This is a genomic window from Microlunatus antarcticus, from assembly GCF_014193425.1.
Lineage (GTDB): Bacteria > Actinomycetota > Actinomycetes > Propionibacteriales > Propionibacteriaceae > Microlunatus > Microlunatus antarcticus.
Genome location: NZ_JACHZG010000001.1, coordinates 2,914,218 through 2,933,279 on the forward strand (window position 1 = coordinate 2,914,218; position 19,062 = coordinate 2,933,279).

16 protein-coding genes and 1 tRNA gene are annotated in these 19,062 nt (G+C 72.8%); 5 read left to right on the forward strand and 12 right to left on the reverse strand.

The window, feature by feature from the left end:
* Positions 1–104: 104 nt before the first annotated feature.
* The 4 genes from FHX39_RS22180 to prfB form a co-directional block, all read right to left on the reverse strand.
* Positions 105–1,586 (reverse strand): peptidoglycan DD-metalloendopeptidase family protein, encoded by a 1,482-nt coding sequence (locus FHX39_RS22180; RefSeq protein ID WP_183339222.1) that lies wholly within the window; start codon positions 1,584–1,586, stop codon positions 105–107.
* 608 nt (positions 1,587–2,194) lie between these two features.
* A complete protein-coding gene (gene ftsX, locus FHX39_RS13560; RefSeq protein WP_183339224.1) occupies positions 2,195–3,109 on the reverse strand; it encodes a permease-like cell division protein FtsX in 915 nt (304 codons plus the stop codon).
* Positions 3,110–3,128: 19 nt separating this feature from the next.
* Positions 3,129–3,815, reverse strand: a complete 687-nt coding sequence (gene ftsE, locus FHX39_RS13565; protein ID WP_183339226.1) for a cell division ATP-binding protein FtsE — start codon at positions 3,813–3,815, stop codon at positions 3,129–3,131.
* A 129-nt stretch (positions 3,816–3,944) separates the two neighbouring features.
* On the reverse strand, positions 3,945–5,054 hold the full coding sequence (gene prfB / locus FHX39_RS13570; protein ID WP_183339228.1) for a peptide chain release factor 2: 1,110 nt from the start codon (positions 5,052–5,054) through the stop codon (positions 3,945–3,947).
* 75 nt (positions 5,055–5,129) lie between these two features.
* On the opposite strand from prfB, the gene FHX39_RS13575 reads away from it, so the two are divergent.
* Complete coding sequence (locus FHX39_RS13575) at positions 5,130–6,062, forward strand: ROK family protein (protein ID WP_183339230.1); 933 nt, start codon at positions 5,130–5,132, stop codon at positions 6,060–6,062.
* A 289-nt stretch (positions 6,063–6,351) separates the two neighbouring features.
* Here FHX39_RS13575 and FHX39_RS13580 read toward each other — a convergent pair whose 3' ends face one another.
* A complete protein-coding gene (locus FHX39_RS13580; RefSeq protein WP_183339232.1) occupies positions 6,352–6,828 on the reverse strand; it encodes a hypothetical protein in 477 nt (158 codons plus the stop codon).
* Between the two features lie 18 nt (positions 6,829–6,846).
* A complete protein-coding gene (locus tag FHX39_RS13585) occupies positions 6,847–7,146 on the reverse strand; it encodes a hypothetical protein (RefSeq protein ID WP_183339234.1) in 300 nt (99 codons plus the stop codon).
* 109 nt (positions 7,147–7,255) lie between these two features.
* Between FHX39_RS13585 and FHX39_RS13590 the strand changes: the two genes are divergently transcribed.
* Together FHX39_RS13590 and FHX39_RS13595 are read left to right on the forward strand one after the other, a co-directional pair.
* Positions 7,256–7,329 (forward strand) — tRNA-Val (locus tag FHX39_RS13590).
* Positions 7,330–7,402: 73 nt separating this feature from the next.
* On the forward strand, positions 7,403–8,407 hold the full coding sequence (locus tag FHX39_RS13595) for a hypothetical protein (protein ID WP_183339236.1): 1,005 nt from the start codon (positions 7,403–7,405) through the stop codon (positions 8,405–8,407).
* A gap of 30 nt (positions 8,408–8,437) precedes the next feature.
* On the opposite strand, the gene FHX39_RS13600 is transcribed toward FHX39_RS13595, so the two are convergent.
* Positions 8,438–11,506, reverse strand: coding sequence for an ATP-binding protein (locus tag FHX39_RS13600; RefSeq protein WP_183339238.1), 3,069 nt, complete (start codon positions 11,504–11,506; stop codon positions 8,438–8,440).
* 337 nt (positions 11,507–11,843) lie between these two features.
* Here FHX39_RS13600 and FHX39_RS13605 point away from each other — a divergent pair, with 337 nt between their 5' ends.
* Positions 11,844–12,512, forward strand: a complete 669-nt coding sequence (locus FHX39_RS13605) for a Crp/Fnr family transcriptional regulator (RefSeq protein WP_183339240.1) — start codon at positions 11,844–11,846, stop codon at positions 12,510–12,512.
* Positions 12,513–12,600: 88 nt separating this feature from the next.
* Here FHX39_RS13605 and FHX39_RS13610 read toward each other — a convergent pair whose 3' ends face one another.
* From FHX39_RS13610 to FHX39_RS21260, 4 genes are all read right to left on the reverse strand, one after another.
* Complete coding sequence (locus tag FHX39_RS13610; RefSeq protein WP_183339242.1) at positions 12,601–13,827, reverse strand: phospholipase D-like domain-containing protein; 1,227 nt, start codon at positions 13,825–13,827, stop codon at positions 12,601–12,603.
* 93 nt (positions 13,828–13,920) lie between these two features.
* Entirely contained in the window at positions 13,921–14,367 is a 447-nt protein-coding gene (locus tag FHX39_RS13615) for a nitroreductase family deazaflavin-dependent oxidoreductase (protein ID WP_183339244.1), read from the reverse strand.
* 68 nt (positions 14,368–14,435) lie between these two features.
* Positions 14,436–14,903, reverse strand: coding sequence for a peroxiredoxin (locus FHX39_RS21255; RefSeq protein WP_183339246.1), 468 nt, complete (start codon positions 14,901–14,903; stop codon positions 14,436–14,438).
* On the reverse strand, positions 14,900–15,325 hold the full coding sequence (locus tag FHX39_RS21260) for a DUF3052 domain-containing protein (protein ID WP_183339248.1): 426 nt from the start codon (positions 15,323–15,325) through the stop codon (positions 14,900–14,902). The genes FHX39_RS21255 and FHX39_RS21260 overlap by 4 nt, the downstream gene beginning before the upstream one ends.
* A gap of 234 nt (positions 15,326–15,559) precedes the next feature.
* Here FHX39_RS21260 and aceE point away from each other — a divergent pair, with 234 nt between their 5' ends.
* Positions 15,560–18,361: a pyruvate dehydrogenase (acetyl-transferring), homodimeric type gene (gene aceE / locus FHX39_RS13630; protein WP_183339250.1), complete on the forward strand. Its 2,802-nt coding sequence runs from the start codon at positions 15,560–15,562 to the stop codon at positions 18,359–18,361.
* Positions 18,362–18,421: 60 nt separating this feature from the next.
* On the opposite strand, the gene FHX39_RS22185 is transcribed toward aceE, so the two are convergent.
* Positions 18,422–19,039, reverse strand: coding sequence for a TetR/AcrR family transcriptional regulator (locus FHX39_RS22185; RefSeq protein ID WP_183339252.1), 618 nt, complete (start codon positions 19,037–19,039; stop codon positions 18,422–18,424).
* Positions 19,040–19,062 lie beyond the last annotated feature (23 nt).

A 19,062-nucleotide genomic window follows, 5' to 3' on the forward strand; every position in this document is an offset into this window, starting at 1 on the left:
CCCTTCCCCGGCGGTCCTGCCCCGGCGAGTCGCACCGGGGGGTGTTCTGGGCCGGGGCTCTCCCCCGGCTGGTCGTGCGGCCCGCCGTCAGGCGGTCGGCTCGGTCAGTACCAGCTCATCGGGTTCACCATGCCGCCGTTCAGCCACACCATGAGGTGGAGGTGGCAGCCGGTGGAGTAGCCGGTCGTCCCGACGTACCCGATGACCTGGCCCTGCTTGACGTGGTCCCCGACGCCAACCACGTAGCGGATCGCGTGGTTGTAGCCGGTGGTCACGTACTTCCCGTCGACCTTGCCGTGGTCGATCATCAGCCGGTTGCCGTAACCCGCGTTGTAGTACTTCTCGGCCACGACGCCGTCGGCGGCCGCGTGGATGGCCGCGCCGCAGCCGGCGCCGAAGTCGGTGCCGTCGTGCAGCTTCCAGACGTGCAGCACGGGGTGCAGGCGCATCCCGTACGGCGACGTGATCGGCGCGCTCACCGGGTAGATGAAGCCGTGGTGCGAGCCGGAGGACGAGGTGCTGGCGCTGCTCGCGGCCCGGGGGGCGGCGACGCGGGCGCTGCTGGTCGAGCGGGAGGCCCGCTTCGGGGACGACGCCTTCGAGCGGGCGGCCGCGCGGGCCTCGGCCTTGGCCGCCGCCACCTGACGTGCCGCCTCCTTCGCCGCCGCGGCCTTGGCCGCTGCCTTCTGCTTGGCCACCCGGACGGCGATGCGGTTCTCCACCGTCGCGCGCTCGGCGGTGAGCTTGGCGTAGTGCGACCGGTCCTGCGCGACGTCCTGGGCGGCGGCCTTCTCGATGGCCTGCTGCTGCACGAGGTGCCCGGCGACGGCGGCGGCGGCGGAGCTCGCCTGCGCCTCGAGCCGGCGGGTCTGCGCCAGCGAGTCGGCGGCCTCGGCGCGGTCGTCCGCCACCTTCTTCTCGGCCTTGGCCAGCGACGCGCGCTTGGCCTTGAGCTGGGTCTCGAGCGCGAGCAGCGCGTCGATCTTGGACTGCGTCGTGTCGAGCATGGTGGTCGCCCACTGCATGCGGGTCGCCAGGTCCGTCGTGCTGTGGGAGGTCAGCACGGCGATCGGCATGAGGTTGGTCTGCTGCTGGTACTGGTTCCGCACGATGACGCCGACCATCTGCTTCTTGGCGTCGAGCCGCTCCTGGCAGTCCAGCACCGCCGCGCGCGCCTTGGCCAGGTCGGCCTGGGCCCGCTTGAGCTTGCCGGCGAGCCGGACGTCGTCGGCCTTGGCCGTCGCGAGCGCCGACCGGGCCTGGGCCAGCTCGGCCTGGGCGGAGGCCAGCTGGCTCGCCACCCGGTCGACCTGGACGCCCGCGTTGCTGAGCGCCGCGCTCGACTCGCTGAGGTCGGCCTTGGTCCGGCTGATCTGCGACTTGAGCTCCGAGCGCTGGTCGGTGAGGTCGTCGGCCTGCGCCGTCGAGATCACGAGCCCGCCGGAGAGGGCGACCACGAGGGCACCCGTCAGCACGAGGGCGTTCAGGCGGCCGCCGAGGCGGGTCGGTCGATGACCAGTGAGCGTGCCCGAGGGCAGGTCGTCGGCGACCGGAGCGTCGGTGAGGACGCGGGGAAGGTCCGGCACAGCGTTCGTCCAATCGAGGTCCGTCGGAGTCCCGATGCGGCCGTTCGCGGCGGCCGAAGGGTGACTCTCAACTACAGATCGAGATTCTGGGGAGAATCCCGGTGTGTCGGTCAGGGTGACCAACGGGCCGGATGGTAGGCAGAACGCCCGTACGGGCGGCAACCCCTTGCACTCGAGTCACAAGAGGCTCAGGCGTAACTCAGGGTGAAGGCTTCATCGAGAGTTCAGCAGAGCGGGTTCAGCAGCACAGGAACCGCGGAAACGTCAAGGGTCGATGTTCTCGAGGGTGCTCGAACGGGTCAGACCACGGTCTTCGATGTGGCGACGCCAGTTCCACCGGTAACGGGCGTAACGACGCCCTCTGAGCCTGTTCGGAGGGTGAGAGCCAGTCGGCTGGCCGAACGACGACGGAGAAGCCCACCTCTTCGAGGCCCTTCGACAAGCTCAGGGAGCGTTCTCGCGCGAAGCCAGCTCGGGGCGCGCGAGCCGCGCAAGGCGTAGCCGCGGAGGGACGACACAGCCGCGCAACCTGCAGCCTGAGCGGCTGTGTGCAGGGTGCGCGGCTGAGTTCGCGGGCGGGCAGTGACCCCGGTTCACGGGGCCGTGGGTCAGACGCGCAGGTACTTGCGGGTCGTGACGATGGTCGGGACGACCGAGAGGACGACGCCGACGATGATGACGCCGAGCATGGCGAGGCCGGTCTGGTTCCAGCCGATCCAGGGGATCGACCGGATGGCGGGCTCAGCCTTCTGCATGACGATGAAGTAGACGCCGGCCGCGAGCGTGCCGCAGGCCAGCGCGGCGCCGACGAGCGCGGAGAACACGGCCTCGAAGAGGAACGGCAGCGTGATGTAGAGGTTGCTGGCCCCCACGAGCCGCATGATGCCGATCTCGCGCCGTCGGGCGAAGGCCGCCAGCCGGATCGTGTTGCCGATCTGGAGGGCCGCGGCGAGCAGCAGCAGCGCCGACGTGGCGATGGTCCCCCACTGGACGAGGTTGAGGGCGTTGAAGAAGGGGTCGAGGTACTGGCGGAGGTCTTGGACCTTCTGCACCCCGCGCAGCCCCTGGACGGAGCTGACGACGCCCTCGTACTCCTCCGGGTTCTTGAGCTTGACCCGGAACGACTCCTGCATCTGGTCGACGGTGAGGGAGTCGCGGATGGGGCTGCCCGCGTACGCCTTCTGGAACTCGTCGTACGCGGCCTGCTTGTCCTCGAAGTAGACGCCGTTGCCGGCGACCTCGGGGTTGCTCAGCAGCGTCTGCTGGATGACCTGCTTCTGCGCGTCGGTCGCGTCCTGACCCGGGTCGCAGTTGTCGCCCTGGACGTCGCTGGTGCACAGGAAGATCGAGATCTCGATCTTGTCGTACCAGCGGCCCTTCATGAGGTCGACCTGCTGGCTGGCCAGCAGGCCCGCCCCGAACAGGGACAGGGAGACCCACATGGTCATGATGACCGCGAGGGTCATCGTCAGGTTCTGCCGGAGACCGGCTCGGGTCTCGGAGAAGATGTGGCGGAAACGCATCAACGGTCCTTACTCGGGCTCACTGGTAGCCGTAGACGCCGCGGCTCTGGTCGCGGACGACCTCGCCGTCGTCGAGCTCGATCACGCGCTTGCGCATCTGGTCCACGATCGTCGAGTCGTGGGTCGCCATGAGGACGGTGGTGTCCGCCCGGTTGATCCGGTCGAGCAGCTTCATGATGCCGATGCTGGTCGCCGGGTCGAGGTTCCCGGTCGGCTCGTCGGCGATGAGGATCATCGGCCGGTTGACGAAGGCCCGCGCGATCGCCACGCGCTGCTGCTCCCCGCCGGACAGCTCCTCGGGCAGCCGACCGCCCTTGCCGTCGAGACCCACGAGCTCGAGCACCTCCGGCACCACCCGCTTGATGGTCGACGGCGGCTTGCCGATGACCTGCAGGGCGAAGGCGACGTTCTCGGTGACGGTCTTGTTCGGCAGCAGGCGGAAGTCCTGGAACACGGTCCCGATCTGGCGCCGCATCGCGGGGATCTTCCAGCTGTGCAGGCGACCGAGGTCGCGGCCGGCCACGAAGACCTTGCCGCGGGTCGCGCGCTGCTCGCGCAGGATCAGCCGCAGGAACGTCGACTTGCCCGACCCGGACGCGCCGACGAGGAAGACGAACTCACCCTTGTCGATGTCGACGTTGACGCGGTCGAGCGCCGCGCGGCGCTGCCCGTCGTAGGTCTTGGAGACGCTCTCGAATCGAATCACAGCTGGGTCCCGGCCGGGTAGGAGGATCCGCGCCCAGCGCAGGGCTGGGCCGGACGGCCGCGTCCACTGTAGGTGAGCGCGGCGCTCACCCGCCTGACCTCGGGGCCGGGCGTGCCGCGCGTCATCGGCTCAGCCGACGTGGTCACGCATCCGCCAGCGGATGCCCGAGTCGATGAACCCGTCGATGTCGCCGTCGAAGACCGCGTCGGGCGAGGAGACCTCGAAGTCGGTCCGCAGGTCCTTGACCATCTGGTACGGGTGCAGCACGTACGAGCGCATCTGCGAGCCCCAGCTGTTGCCGCCGTCGCCCTTGAGCGCGTTCATCTCGGCCTCGCGGTCGTGCCGCGCCTTCTCCAGCAGCCGCGACTGCAGCACGCGGAGCGCGGCGGCCTTGTTCTGCAGCTGGGACTTCTCGTTCTGGCAGGAGACGACGATGCCGGTCGGCAGGTGGGTGAGGCGCACGGCCGAGTCGGTCGTGTTGACGCTCTGCCCGCCCGGCCCGGAGGACCGGAACACGTCGACGCGGATGTCGGCCTCGGGGATCTCGATGTGGTCGGTCGACTCCGTGACCGGCAGCACCTCGACGCCCGCGAACGACGTCTGGCGGCGGCCCTGGTTGTCGAACGGGGAGATCCGGACGAGGCGGTGGGTGCCCTGCTCGACCGACAGGGTCCCGTACGCGTACGGCGCCCGCACCTGGAACGTCGTCGACTTGATCCCCGCCTCCTCGGCGTAGGAGGTGTCGAAGACCTCGGTCGGGTACTTGTGGCGCTCCGCCCAGCGCAGGTACATCCGCTGCAGCATCTCGGCGAAGTCGGCCGCGTCGATCCCGCCCGCCTCGGAGCGGATCGTCACGAGGGCCTCGCGCTGGTCGTACTCCCCGGCCATCAGCGTCCGCACCTCGAGGGCGTCGATCGTCTTGCGCAGCGCGCTCAGCTCGTGCTCCGCCTCGACCATGCTGGCGTCGTCGCTCTCCTCCTGGCCGAGCTCGACGAGGACCGCGAGGTCGTCGAGGCGGGAGTGCAGCGCGGTCAGCCGGTCGACGTCGGACTGGAGCAGGGAAAGCCGCGAGGTGACCTGCTGGGCGTGGTCCACGTCGTCCCAGAGGTCGGGTGCGGACACCTGCTGCTCGAGGTCGGCGATCTCCAGGCGCTTGCCGGCAGGGTCGAGCACCGCCTCGATCGAGGCCAGCGCCCGCTCGAGGTCGGGGATCTCCACGGAGAAGTCGGTACCAGCCACGACATGCGAGTCTAGGGCGCTCGCGGAGGCGGAGCTCCTGGATGGACCCGCGGCGCCCGGACGAGAGGACCCCAGATGCCCGAGGTCGTCCTGGCCGTCGACGTCGGCGGCACGAAGATCGCGCTGGCCCTGGTCGACGACGAGGGCACGGTCCTGGCCGAGGACGTGCGCCCGACCCGTCCCGAGCCCGACCCGCTCCGGGTGGTCGAGCCGCTGCTCGAGGGCATCGCCGCGATCGCCGCGCGGCTGCCTGCCACCTCCGACCCGCTGCGGGTGGGCGTCTCGTCGGCCGGACCGCTCGACGGTCCCGCGGGCACGGTCTCGCCGGTGAACATCCCCGCCTGGCGCGACTTCCCGCTGGTCGACCACGTACGCCGCGCCGCCGCCGAGGCGTCGGGTCGACGGGCGGTGGTCGGGCTGGCCAACGACGGGCACTGCTTCGCCCTCGGCGAGCACTGGCTCGGGGCGGCCCGCGACGTGGCGTCGATGGTCGGGATGGTCCTGTCCACCGGCGTCGGCGCGGGCGCCGTGCTCGAGGACCGGCTGTTCGGCGGCACGACCGGGAACGCGGTCCACCTCGGCCACATCAGCGTGAACGCGTGGGGCGCCCGCTGCGTCTGCGGCGGGCACGGCTGCGTCGAGATGTACGCCCGGGGCCCCGCCCTGGTCGCCGCGGCACGGGCGCGCGGCTGGGCCGGCGGCGACGACGCCCGCGCGCTGACCGCTGACGCACGTTTCGGGGACGCGGTCGCGCTCGCGGTCATCGACGAGGGCATGCGCGCCCTCGCCGCCGGGATCGCCACCACGGCGACCGAGCTGGACGTGACGACGTTCGTCCTCGGCGGCGGCGTCTCGCGGGCGGGCGCCGTCATCTTCGACCCGCTGCGCCGGCACCTCGCCGACTTCGCCGCGCTCCCCTACGTCCGCGACCTCGAGGTCCGCCCGGCCGTGCTCGAGAACGCCGGCCTCCTCGGCGCCGCCGCCCTGGCGCTGCGGCTGGAGGTCTGACCCCGAACGCCCCCTCACGACCGTGCGCTACCGCACCTCCCATCGGGGTGCCCCGGTGCGGGAGCGCACGCTCGCGACGCCGCCCCCTGATCTGGTCCAAGGGCCCGGAACGGGTTGGTCTCCCCCTCGGCCACCAGCAAGAACACCGACCTCTTCGAGGCCCTTCGACCAGCTCAGGGGGCGCTTCCCTCGCGACTGCGCAGTTCGGCACCCTCCAAGCGCGTGTCGGCGCGCGCAAGTGCGCATCGACGCCTGCTGGGCTCGTCGACGGCGCCGGGCCGTTCTCGTGCTAGTCGGAGGCGCTGCGCGGCGTGGTGCTGTCCTCGTCGCCCGGCTCCTCGCCGGAGCTCTCGTCCTCGAGCGGGTCGTCGGAGTCGTCGGGCTCCGGGGTGCGGAGCTCCTCCACGCGGACGAACCGCTCCGAGCGCGGGGTCGTACGCAGCGGCCGGTCGCCGATCCAGATGAGGACGAAGGCCGCGAACGACACGGCGAGGGCCAGCACCGGTCCGAAGACGAGGACCCAGACCAGGACGAGGCCGAGGACGTCGAGCCCGAGGACCAAAAGCGCCGTACGCGGGACGAGCCGGCTGCGTCGGGCCCGCCAGGTCACGTAGCCGACCCACGGCACCATGGCCACGAGGGTCACGACGAGCGCGAAGCTCGACATCCCGCCCGTGAAGGCCCCTCCGACCAGGCGGAGCATCGCCGCGAGGGCGATGGCCCCCGTGAGCACGCCGAGCGCGGTGCGGGCCGCCAGGGTGGTCATGGCCGGTCAGCGTACGGGTCAGGCGTAGCCGAGGGCGGCCTGCAACGCGCGGACGCGGGCGAGGTCGTCGGCGAACCCGTCGGGCGAGGTGAGGTCGGGCTGCTCGTCGTCGCCGTTCACGACGTACTCCACCGTCTCCATCACGGCGCGCTGCTGGTGCGCGGTGAGGTCGTCCCAGTGGGTGAGCACGCGGGCCAGGCCCGCGTGGGCGGCGAAGGCGCGGTCGATGTCGAGGTGCTCGTTGCTGTTCAGCGCGCCCATGAGCATCGAGCGATGAGCCGCCAGGGTGTCCCGGAGCACCACCACCTCGTTCGTCACCCCTCCAGGTTAGGGCGTCCTCACCTGCTGCCCTGCCTGTTCCACCGCCCGGTGCGAGAATGGTGCGGCTCGTCGTCCGGACCGGTAGCGTGGCCCGGCCGCGGCGCGCGGGAGCATAGCTCAGCTGGTCAGAGCACCTGCCTTACAAGCAGGGGGTCGGGGGTTCGAGCCCCTCTGCTCCCACCCAGGCCGTCGGGGTTCCGTGGCACCAGGGTTTCTGTCATGGTTCGGGTGACCCCCGACCAAGGACGCCCCGATGACGCAAGTCCACGCCACCCCGGTGCCGACGCACCCCTCGCTCGCGCTCCCCCGACGCCTCGCGGCGGTGATCCTCGCCCTGCTGCTCGCCCTGGTCCTGACCACGGCCGGTTCGTCGACGCCGGCCTCGGCCGACGACCCCGACCCGCCCGTCCTCAGCGTGCCGGACCGGCTCGGCGTCTCCGGCTACGACCTCGAGACGGACGCCGTCGCCGACGTGGTGGCCGGCAGCACCGGCAACAACCTGCTGCTCCGCTTCGACGCGGGCGGCCCTCTCACCGACGGCACCGTCGTCCTCACGCTGCCGCGGCCGGCCTGGCGCTCGACCCTGCAGGTCGGCAACCGCCTCTTCCCCGACGACCCCTCCATCGCCGGGAGCGTCGTCGTCCGGCCGAGCGAGAAGCTAGGCGACCTCGGCCCCGACGACTGCCGCGGCACCTCGGGGCCGCCGACGGTCACGGTCCTCAACACGGCGAAGGCGCACATCGCCGTCGTCTCCCACCTGAGCTGCCTGCCCGGGCAGTCGGTGACGCTGAGGGTGTTCGACATTCGTGCGCCGAAGGCGACCGGACGCTACGCGCTCCCGGTGTCGGTCTCGGACGCGAGCGGTCAGCGCGAGCCGTCGCGGGTCACCGTGCGCGTGGTGCGCAAGCCCACCACGAGCCTCCGCGTCGACGTGCCGGCGAGCGTGCAGGTCGCCACCCCGACGCCGGTGCTGCTGCGGGCGCTCCGCCGCGACGGCCGCCTGGACACCGGCTACCGCGGCACGGTCCTCCTGCGCGCGGTCGACGCCCCGGACTGCACCTTCAGCCTGCGGACCACCCCAATCACGTTCACGGCCGAGGACGCCGGGGTGAAGGTGGTGAGCTTCTCCGTGAAGACGCCGCAGTCGCACCGGATCGACGTGGCCGACGTCGCCCACCGGGCGAACGCCGCGAGCAGCGGTCCCTACGAGGTCGTCGGCGAGTACGAGCCCACCACCTGCTCCGTCTCGTACCACTGACGCAGGACCCGCCTGGCGCCTGAGCCGGACTCAGGGCGCGCAGCGCTCCGCGAGCTCCCGGCTGGGTCCGGCAGCCACGGCCAGCCCGGCACGCTCGAAGCCGGCGACCGCCGCCTCGGCCTCCCGGTGCGCCGTGACCAGGTCACCCGTCGCCTCCGCGACGAGGGCCAGGGTCTGGTGCACGTCGGCAGCCGTCAGCTGGTTGCCGACCTGCTCGGCCAGGGCGAGCGCCCGCCGGGCCAGCGTGCGCGACCGGTCGTGCTCGCCCAGCAGGAAGAGCTCGCAGGCCCGGTTCCCGTACGCCATCGCGCGTCCGGCCTCGATGCCCGCCTGCTCGAAGGTGATCCCCGCGAGCCGGTAGGCGTCCTCCGCGGCACGGTGGTCACCCCGGTCCGCGTGCACCAGCCCGAGGTTCAGCTGGCACCCGCCCATCTCCTCCATCAGCCCCGCCTGGGTGGCGAGACGCAGGCCCTCGATGAGGGTGGTCGCGGCGGCGTCCAGCTCCCCTGAGGTCTGCTGCAGCGACCCGAGCAGCCGGAACGCGGTGCACAGCCCGGCCCGGTCACCGGCGCGCTCGAGGTTGTCGATCGCGCGCCGGACGTGCTCGCGCGCGGACGGGAGCTGGCCCAGCAGGGTCTCGGCCCGCACGAGCTGCAGCAGGAGCAGGCCGGCGACGCCGTCGGTCGGGTCCCCCGCGTCCAGGCCGACCTGCAGCGCGCCGACCGCCCCCTCGAGGTCCCCCGAGACCGAGAGCGCCCAGCTGCGCTCGTTGGCGAGCAGCCGCACGTCACCGCCCGCCCGGGCCGCGTCCGCCTCGTCGAGCAGGGCGAGCGCGTCCGCGTAGCGACCCTCGCGGCGCAGCACCGAGGCCTCACCCGCCCAGGACCGGGCGTCGCCGCCGCGCCGGCGCGCCTCGCGGTAGAGCTCGCGGGCCCGCGCGTGCTCGCCACGCTCGGCCCAGACGTCGGCCAGGTCGGTCGCGAGCTCGGCCAGCGCCTCGGGCGCCACGCTCCGGGCGGCCTGCACCGCCCGGGTGAGCGCCAGCACCGCGGAGTCCTGGGCGAGGAGGCGCCGGGCGTGCACGGCCGCACGCCGCAGCCACGGAAGGGCCCCGGCCAGGTCGCCGGCGAGGTAGAGGTGCTCGGCCCGCAGGGCGACGACCTCCTCCGACGGCTCGTCGACCGCGCCCAACGCGTCCGCGACCCGGGCGTGGAGGCGCTGCCGACGGCGCGTCGTGAGCCGGGCGACGAGCAGGTCGCGCACGAGCGCGTTCTCGAAGCGCCAGACGGCGACCGTCCCCGAGACCCCGTCCGCGGGCGCCGCCCGCAGGACGTCGGCCCGCACGAGCGCGTCGACCTGCCGGGCGCAGCTCTCCGGCGACAGACCGGTCACCTCGCGCAGCAGCGCCGGCGGGACGGTCAGGCCGATGACCGCGGCCGTCGTCGCCACCTGCGCGACCGCGGGTGGGAGGGCGTCGAGCCGCGCCGCGAGCAAGCCCTCGAGGGTGGCCGGCACCGTGTGCGCGCCCGTGACCAGCCGGGCGAAACCGTGCCGTTCTTCCAGCAGCCGCTCGAGGCGGAGCTGGCGGACCGTCTCGCGAACCATCAGGGGATTCCCCTGGCCCCGCTCGGAGACGTGGGCCACCAGGCGGTCGTCGGGGACCAGGCCGAGCTCGGCGGCGACGAGCTCGCGGACGTCCCCTGCGCCCAGCTCGGGCAGGCGCAGCGAGGTCCCCGTACGCGGGCCGTCCTCGTCCCGCGTGCCGAGGCAGAGCAGCACACCGGCCACGGGGTCGTCGACCAGCTGCCCCAGCACCTCCGCCGACGCGGTGTCGAAGCTCTGCAGCCCGTCGGCCAGCAGGACGACGGGGCCTCGCGTCACCAGGTCGAGGAGCCAGGCACGGACGGCGGCGTCGAGCTGTCGGCGGACCAGGTCGGGCGACCGGGGGTCGAGCGCGTCCCCAGCCCCGGCCCGCCCGACCAGGACCGCCGTGAGCCCCACGTCGGCCGGCGCCGCGTCGTCGGCCGCCAGCGCGTCCAGACGGTCCTCCGCGTCCGGGTACCGGTGCTGGAGGGCGGACGCGACGAGCGGGAGCACGCAACGGTAGGGGCTCTGGGCGTGGACCGCGCCGAGGAGCTCGACGACGGTGGCGCCGCCGACCCGCGCCGCACGGCCCACCTCGGCCAGCAGCCGCGACTTCCCCGACCCCGGCGGCCCGCTCACCCGCACCACGACGCCCTCGCCGGCGCGAGCCCGACCCAGGCAGTCGGTGAGAGCGGCCTGCTCGGCCTCGCGGCCCACCAGCGGCAGGCCCTCCTCGGTTCCCGCGGTCCCCCGGCCGAGGAGCCGGAAGGCCGCTACCGGGACCGGGCGGTCCTTCACGGTCAGCGAGCCGAGGTCGGCGAACACGAACTCCTCACCCACCAGCGCTCGGGTGGAGGCGCCCACGTAGACCTCCCCCGCCGGTGCGAGAGCCTGCAGACGCTGGGCGAGGATGACCGACTCACCCAGGACGGCGTAGTCCATCCGCGCCGTCCACCCGACGGTCCGGGCCACCACCGGCCCGGTGCTCACCCCGACGTGCAGCCGCAGCTCGTCGGCCGACCCGGTCGGGACGAGCCCGACCAGCCGGGTCAGTTCGGCCCGCATGTCCAGGGCCGCGTGGAGCGCCCGCGCCGCGTCGTCCTCGTGGGCCACCGGCGCGCCGAACAGAGCCAGCAACGCGTCGCCGGCGAACTTCTCCACGTGCCCGTCGTAGCGACCGACGACCCCCGCCAGCCCGGCGAGGACCGGGTCGACCACGCTCTGCAGCTCCTCGGCGTCGAGCCGGCCGGCGAGCGCGGCGAAGCCGGAGAGGTCCGCGAAGACGGCGGTGACGAGGCGGCGCTCCTCCTCGGGACGTCCACCCTCGAGCGTGATCCGGTCCGCCACCTGCCGGCCGACGAAGCCGCGCAGGAGCTCGACCAGGGCGTCGGGACCGTCAGCGCCGTCGGTCGGGTCGGCGAGCAGCTCGACGGGCGGGCCCTCGTGCGGTGACGCCGTCCCCGCCTCCAGCGGCCGTCCGCAGCTGGCGCAGAAGCGGTCCTCGGCCCCGGGCATCCGTCCGCAGCTGCAGGCCCGACCGGTCATCCCGCGCTCACGGCGCGGCAGGCGCGGGGGCGGCGGGCACGCCGTCATTGTCCCCCGTAGATCGCAACCACTCCTCCTTCCGCGTTGTGTCGTCGAGACGACAGACGGGCGCTCGCGGCCCGGCGAACCTGGGCGTGCGGGCCGACACCGACCCGTCGGACGGCGCGGGCCACAGGGAATGGGTCCGAGCGCCGGCCGTCGGGGTCCCCCAGGGGGACACCGGCAGCGGTTGCTGGGGGGCGCCGCTGCCGGTGCTGGGCCCCGGCGCCCGCGCGGGGACGACCGGCAGCGCTGCGATGCTGGCCTCGTGCCTGCTGCTCCCGGAACCGGCTCGGGCTTCCTCGCGCGGCTCCCCGTCCCGGGTCGCGACGCGGTGCTGGCCGCCGCCGTCCGCCGGAGCTGGGACCCCGGAGAGCTGCTGGTGCGCGACGGCGAGGACGCGACGGCGCTCCTGGTGGTGACCCACGGGCATGCCGTGGTGCGCCTGCTCCTGCCGTCGGGCAGCCAGGTCACGCTCGCCGTCCTCGGGAGGGGCGACATCATCGGCGAGGTCGGTCTGCTGAACCGCGAGCGCGAGCGGACGGCGGACGTCGTCGCCCTGGACCCGGTGGAGGCGCTCGTGCTGCGACGGGCCGAGTTCGACCGGATCCGGCGCAGCACGCCGGAGGTCGACGACTTCGTCATGCAGCTGATGGCCCGGCGGATCGACCGCCTGAGCCACCGCGTCGCGGAGGCCCACCACCTGCCGGTGCACCGCCGCGTCGCGCGCCGCCTGCACGAGGTGGGCCTGCTCTACGGCACGGGCGAGGAGTCGGTCCGCGTCCCGCTCACGCAGGAGGACCTGGCCGGCCTGGCGGGGACGACCCGACCGACCGTCAACGCGGCGCTGCGACGCCTCGAGCTGGCCGACGTCGTCCGCCTCGGTCGGGGCGGGGTGCAGATCCTCGACATGGGTGCGCTGCGCCGCCAGTGCTGACCACCGGTCCCGGTTCGCCGCCGACGGCGGCGTCGGCCGGCGGCACCGGGATCAGCGGGCCTGCCGACCGCGGCGGGTCGCCGGGGTCTCAGCCGAGGTCGGCCGCGGTCAACCGGTGCGCGCCCGCCACCATCGTCGCGAACCCGGCCTGCATGGCGGCCGCGTCGGACCAGACCGACGACGTCACGACGGCGTTCCCGTTCTTCGTGTAGGCCGTGCTGTTCTGCGTCGTGGAGCCCTGGGCGGAGAACGCCTCGCCGCAGCCCGTCGCCGACAGGCTCTTCTGGTGGTCGTAGACCTTGCGGCCCGTCACGGGGTCGAGCAGCACCGACACGTCGTACACCTTGATGCCGGCCGCGACCATCCGCCGCTTCTGCGTGGTCGAGTAGTGCCCGGTCAGCTCGTCGTTCGCCGCCACCTGGACGTACGCGCCGGCCCGCCGGAACCGGATGAGCTGGTCGACCAGGTCGGCCTTGGACCCGGTGAGGTAGAAGTTCGCGAACGTCACGCGCGCGCCCAGCCCGCAGCGCGCCTGCTTGGCCCAGGCCAGCACGGGGTCGGTCCGGACCTCGGGCATCATCCACAGCCGGCGCCGTCCGTCGCAGGTCGGCAGGGCGTCGATCCGCTTGGCGGCCTTGTCCTTCCACAGCACGTCGAGGTGCTTGCGCGTGGCGGCGTAGAGGCAGCGGTCGGTGACGACGGTCCGGTCGTTGTAGGCGGTGTCGAGGGAGTAGGTCCAGTTGCCCGAGTCCGAGATCGTCTCCTCGTCGCCGTCGACCGCGGGGTCGGGGTCGATCAGGACGAGCTTGCGGTGCTCGATCCCCGCCCGGCCCGAGCGGGAGAGCGAGCCCCAGCCGACCTTGACCGGCCGCCGCAGCAGCCGCAGCTGGTCGACGAGGACCTGGACGCGGTCGGCGACGTCACCGCTCTTCTCGCCGTCGGGCTTGGGATGGCTCGTGAGCACCCGGACCGACACGCCGCGGGCGGCCGCGCCCACGAGGGCCTGCGCCATGTCCACGCGGGTCGTCGAGTACATGACGACGTCCACGACCCCGCCGGGCGGCACGGCGTCGATGCGGCGGACCAGGTCGTTGCCCAGGGAGCACGGGGTGAGGTCCTGGGGGTGGCACCACGGACCGACGGCCGAGCCGGAGGGGGTCGAGTACAGGTACTGCGCGACCGACGCCGGCGGCGGGTCCGCCACGGGGGCGGCGCCCGCGGAGGTGGGGCCGACGAGCAGCGGCACGAGGGCCAGCAGGCAGCAGAGGACGACCGGGGCGAGCCGACCGGGGAGCGCACGGAACGGGTGCGGCACAGCCGTCCTCCTCGGCGGGGACGACCGTACGGCGCTGGGGGTCGCGCGCAGCTGGTCCCTCGAGGCAGAAGATGTCATCCCCGAGCCGCCGGATCAGTCGCGACGCTCCGCGAGCAGCACGGGGATCAGGCGGTCGGTCTTGGTCTGGTACTCGGCGTACGGCGGGTAGGCGGCGACCGCGCGGTCCCACCACTCCTGACGCTCGTCGCCGCTCAGCTCGCGCGTCGTCGCGTCCCAGCGGTCGGCGCCGTCCTGGACCATCAGCGCGTCGGGGTCGGCCTTGAGGTTCAGGTACCAGACGGGGTGCTCGGGCGCCCCGCCCTTCGAGGCGACCAGCGCGTACGCGCCGTCGTGCTCGACCTTCATCAGCGCCATCTTGCGGATCTTGCGCGACTTCCGGCCGCGCGTCGTGAAGATCACGACCGGCATCCCGGTGTCGCCAAGGGTGTTGGCCTCGCGCCCGTCGGTCGCCTCGTAGGTCTCCACCTGGTCGCGGACCCACTGGTCGGGGCTGGGCTCGTACTCACCGTCGAGGGGCATGGTCCGAGACTAGGGACCGCCGGTCCCCCGGTGCGCGCGGCCCTCGGGCCTCGCGGTCCGCCGCGGCGTCAGCGGTCGGCGAGCGCGGTGCGCAGGTGCGCGACGATGTCCCTGGGCTCGCCGATGCCGTTGAGGACCTGCCAGCGGATCGTGCCCGAGGGGTCGACCAGGAACGAGCCGCGCAGCGCGCACCCGGCCCCGTCGTCGAAGACGCCGTACTCCCGTGCGACCGCCCCGTGCGGCCAGTGGTCGCTCAGCAGGTCGAACGGGAGGTCCTCGGCCTCGGCGAACGCGCGCAGCGTGAACATGGCGTCGCAGGACACCGCCAGCACGCGTACGCCGGCCGCGACGAGGTCGGCGTGACCCGCGCGCAGCGCACCGAGCTCGCTCGTGCAGATGCCCGAGAAGGCCCAGGGGTAGAAGACCAGCAGGACCGGGCCCTCGGCGCGGGCGAGCTCCTCGTGGAACGTGACCGTCTCGCCGTGGTGGTTCCGGGTGCGGAAGTCCGGGGCGCGGTCTCCGACGGCCAGGGTCACCGGCGCGTGCCGCGCGGGCGGACGAGCTTGGTCGCCGACCACTCGGCGGACGCCGTCGCGCTCACCGTCTGGGCCAGGCCCGCGGTGATGGCGGACTCGGAGAGGTCGCTCGCGTCGACGTAGCCCGCGCGTCCGACCTTCGGCGTCATCAGCCAGATGTAGCCGGTGTCGGTGAGGTCGGTGAGCGAGTCGACCAGGCCGTCGACCAGGTCGCCGTCCCCGTCGCGCCACCACAGCAGCACGACGTCGACCGCCTCGACCGCCTCCTCGACGAGCTCGCCGTCGACGGCGTCCTCCACGGCGAGCCGCAGCGCGTCGTCGACGTCGTCGTCCCAGCCGAGCTCCTGGACGATCTGACCGCTGGTGAGTCCCAGCTTGCTGGCCGCCGGGTTGTCGCCCGTGGCACCTGCCGCCGTACTCACGGCACGCTCCTCTCGTACGACCGCCCCGAAGGACGGTCGAGCCCCGGCAGCCGCGTCCACGCGGCGCCTTGTGGCCGACAGCCTCGCACAGGCGGGCCCCTCCAGGAAGGGGGAACGGGGCGCGGCGGGACCACCACGGTGCGTCGGCTGGAGGCCGGTGACAGGATGGGGGCCACGTTGACGAAGGGCGCGGGCGGCACCACCCCAGCCGCTGGCCCGAAGTGAGGAGCATCGATGGCGAGCCAGAGCGGGCACACGAGCAGCACCGGCGCGAGCAGCGCCGGCGGGCCGCGCCCGACCCTGACGGCAGAAGGCCTGGTGCACCAGGTCCCGGACATCGACCCCGAGGAGACCCAGGACTGGCTCGAGTCCCTGGACGACCTCCTCGACGAGAAGGGCAAGGCACGCGCCCGCTTCGTGATGCTGCAGCTGCTCGCCCGGGCGCGCGAGAAGCAGGTCGGCCTGCCCGCCCTGCGCAGCAGCGACTACGTCAACACCATCCCGCCGGAGGCGGAGCCGTGGTTCCCCGGCGACGAGCACGTCGAGCGTCGGCTGCGGGCGTACATCCGCTGGAACGCCGCGATCATGGTCAGCAAGGCCAACCGCAAGGGCCTGGAGGTCGGCGGGCACATCGCGACCTACCAGAGCGCGGCCAGCCTCTACGAGGTCGGCTTCAACCACTTCTTCCGGGGCAAGGACGCCCCCGGCGGCGGCGACCAGGTCTTCATCCAGGGCCACGCCTCCCCCGGCATCTACGCCCGCGCCTACCTCGAGGGCCGGCTGAGCGCCGACCAGCTCGACGGCTTCCGCCAGGAGGTCTCGCGCGGACCGGGTCGCGGCCTCTCGTCCTACCCGCACCCCCGCCTGATGCCGGAGTTCTGGGAGTTCCCGACGGTCTCCATGGGCCTGACCGGGATCAACTCGATCTACCAGGCGCGGTTCAACCGCTACCTCGCCAACCGCGGCATCAAGGACACCTCCGACCAGCACGTCTGGGCGTTCCTGGGCGACGGCGAGATGGGCGAGCCCGAGTCGCTGGGCGCCATCCGCGTCGCGTCGCGCGAGGGCCTCGACAACCTGACGTACGTCGTGAACTGCAACCTGCAGCAGCTCGACGGCCCGGTGGTCGGCAACGGCAAGGTCGTGCAGGAGCTCGAGTCGTACTTCCTCGGCGCCGGCTGGCACGTGATCAAGGTCCTGTGGGGCCGCGACTGGGACCCGCTGCTCGCGGCGGACGCCTCGGGCGCGCTGGTGAACAAGATGAACACCACCCCGGACGGGCAGTACCAGACCTACCTGGTCGAGGACGGCGCGTACATCCGCCAGAACTTCTTCTCCGACCCGCGCCTGCAGAAGATGGTCGCCAACTACTCCGACGAGCAGCTGAAGACGCTGTCGCGCGGCGGGCACGACTACCGCAAGGTCTACGCGGCGTTCAAGGCGGCCAAGGAGCACGTCGGGCAGCCGACCGTGATCCTGGCGCAGACCGTCAAGGGCTGGACGATCGACGCCCTCGAGGGCAAGAACGCCACGCACCAGATGAAGAAGCTGACGAGCAAGGACCTCAAGGCCTTCCGCGACCGGCTCTACCTCGACATCCCCGACAGCCAGCTCGAGGACCCGTACAACCCGCCCTACTTCCACCCGGGGCAGGACAACGAGGAGATCCAGTACCTGCAGGAGCGCCGTCGGGCGCTCGGCGGCTACCTGCCCGAGCGGCGGGTCAAGCCGGTCGTCGTCAAGCTCCCGGGCGACGAGATGTACGCCCCGCTGATGGAGCCCGCGGGCGGCGCCAAGGTCGCGACGACCCAGGCGTTCGTCCGGCTGCTGCGCGACCTGATGCGCGACAAGGAGATCGGCCAGCGGATCGTGCCGATCGCGCCGGACGAGTTCCGCACCTTCGGCATGGACTCCATGTTCCCGACGGCCAAGATCTACAACCCGCACGGCCAGACGTACGAGTCGGTCGACCGCAAGCTGCTGCTCTCCTACAAGGAGGCCAAGAACGGGCAGCTCCTGCACGAGGGCATCTCCGAGGCGGGGGCCATGGGCTCCACGATCGCCGCGGGGTCGGCCTACTCGATCCACGGCGAGCCGATGATCCCGGTCTACATCTTCTACTCGATGTTCGGGTTCCAGCGGACCGGCGACTCGATCTGGGCGATGGCCGACCAGATGTCGCGCGGTTTCCTGATCGGCGCCACGGCGGGCCGCACGACTCTGACCGGTGAGGGTCTGCAGCACGCGGACGGCCACTCGCCGCTGCTGGCGAGCACCAACCCGGCGATCGTGCACTACGACCCGGCGTTCGCGTTCGAGATCGGGCACATCGTCAAGGACGGCCTGCGCCGGATGTACGGCCACGACGACACCGAGCACCCCGACGGCGAGAACGTCATCTACTACATGACGGTCTACAACGAGCCGGTCGACCAGCCGGGTGCGCCCGAGGGGCTCGACGTCGAGGCGCTGCTGCGGGGCCTCTACCGCTACAACACCGCGCCGATCGACCCCGCCGGCAAGCCGCGCGCGCAGCTGCTGGCCTCGGGCATCGGCATGGCCGCGGCGCTCAAGGCCCAGAAGATGCTCGCCGACGAGTGGGGCGTGGCCGCCGACGTGTGGTCGGTGACCTCGTGGAACGAGCTGCGCCGCGACGCCGTCGAGACCGCGACCTGGAACCTCAACCACCCGGGCGAGGACAAGCGCTACCCGCACGTCACGCAGATGCTGCACGGGGCCGAGGGCTCCGTGGTCGCGGTCAGCGACTACATGCGCGCGGTGCAGGACCAGATCGCGCCGTACGTCTACCAGCCGTGGACCTCGCTCGGCACCGACGGCTTCGGCTTCGCGGACACGCGGGCCGCGGCACGACGGTTCTTCGAGGTCGACGCCGAGTCGATCGTCGTCGCCACGCTCGAGAGCCTGGGCCGCGAGGGCCAGTACGACGCGGGTGCGGCCAAGCAGGCGTACGACAAGTACCGCGTGGGCGACCCCACCGCGGTCGCCGGTGTGGCGCAGGAGGGCGCGGGCGCCTAAGGCCGAGCACCGAGCCACGTTGTGCACCGACATCGGTGCACAACGTGGCTCGTTGTCGTCTCAGGGAACGTTCGTCGCGGGGGCACCCGCGCGGAGGACGTCGAGCAGGGAGTCCAGGGCGGCCTCGAGGGGCCAGCTGCTGCGCTCGGGCTGGCTGAGCATCAGCCCGCCCTGGACGGCGGCGAGGATGGCGGCGGCGAGGCGTTCGGGGTCGGAGGTGGGCGCCACTCCCCCGGCGGCCTGGAGGCGGCGTACGCCGTCGGCCAGCTTGCCGCGCCAGGCGCGCATCGCCTCGGCGATCCCGGCGGCGAGCTCGGGGTCGGTGGCGGCGGCCTCCCAGGCCATGGAGCCGATCGGGCACGCCCACCGGCCCAGGCCCAGGTAGTAGTCGACGAGCGCGTCGCGCCAGGCGTGCCACGACTCCCAGGTCGACAGGTCGTCGAGCCACGGGAGCTGCGCGGCCAGCAGCTGGTCGCCCTCCCACGCCGCGACCTCGCGCACCAGCTCGTTCTTGCCACCGGGGAAGTAGTGGAACAGCTGGCTCTTGCTGGTCAGCGTCGCCGCGCGCACCCCGTCGAGGGTCGTCCCGCCGATCCCGCCGGCCAGGATCTGCTGCCCGGTCGCCTCGATGATGCGCTGGCGGGTCTGGCGGCCGCGCTCCGTGAGGGTTCCGTCCACGCCCTTGAGGCTACGCGCTGGAC

Excerpts from the sequence above, each read along its gene's own strand:
- ftsX (WP_183339224.1), bottom strand. The coding sequence starts at position 3,109 with ATGCGTTTCCGCCACATCTTCTCCGAGACCCGAGCCGGTCTCCGGCAG.
- FHX39_RS13575 (WP_183339230.1), top strand. The coding sequence starts at position 5,130 with ATGCCCGAGGTCGTCCTGGCCGTCGACGTCGGCGGCACGAAGATCGCG.
- FHX39_RS13580 (WP_183339232.1), bottom strand. The coding sequence starts at position 6,828 with ATGACCACCCTGGCGGCCCGCACCGCGCTCGGCGTGCTCACGGGGGCC.
- FHX39_RS13595 (WP_183339236.1), top strand. The coding sequence starts at position 7,403 with ATGACGCAAGTCCACGCCACCCCGGTGCCGACGCACCCCTCGCTCGCG.
- FHX39_RS13600 (WP_183339238.1), bottom strand. The coding sequence starts at position 11,506 with ATGCCCGGGGCCGAGGACCGCTTCTGCGCCAGCTGCGGACGGCCGCTG.
- FHX39_RS13615 (WP_183339244.1), bottom strand. The coding sequence starts at position 14,367 with ATGCCCCTCGACGGTGAGTACGAGCCCAGCCCCGACCAGTGGGTCCGC.
- aceE (WP_183339250.1), top strand. The coding sequence starts at position 15,560 with ATGGCGAGCCAGAGCGGGCACACGAGCAGCACCGGCGCGAGCAGCGCC.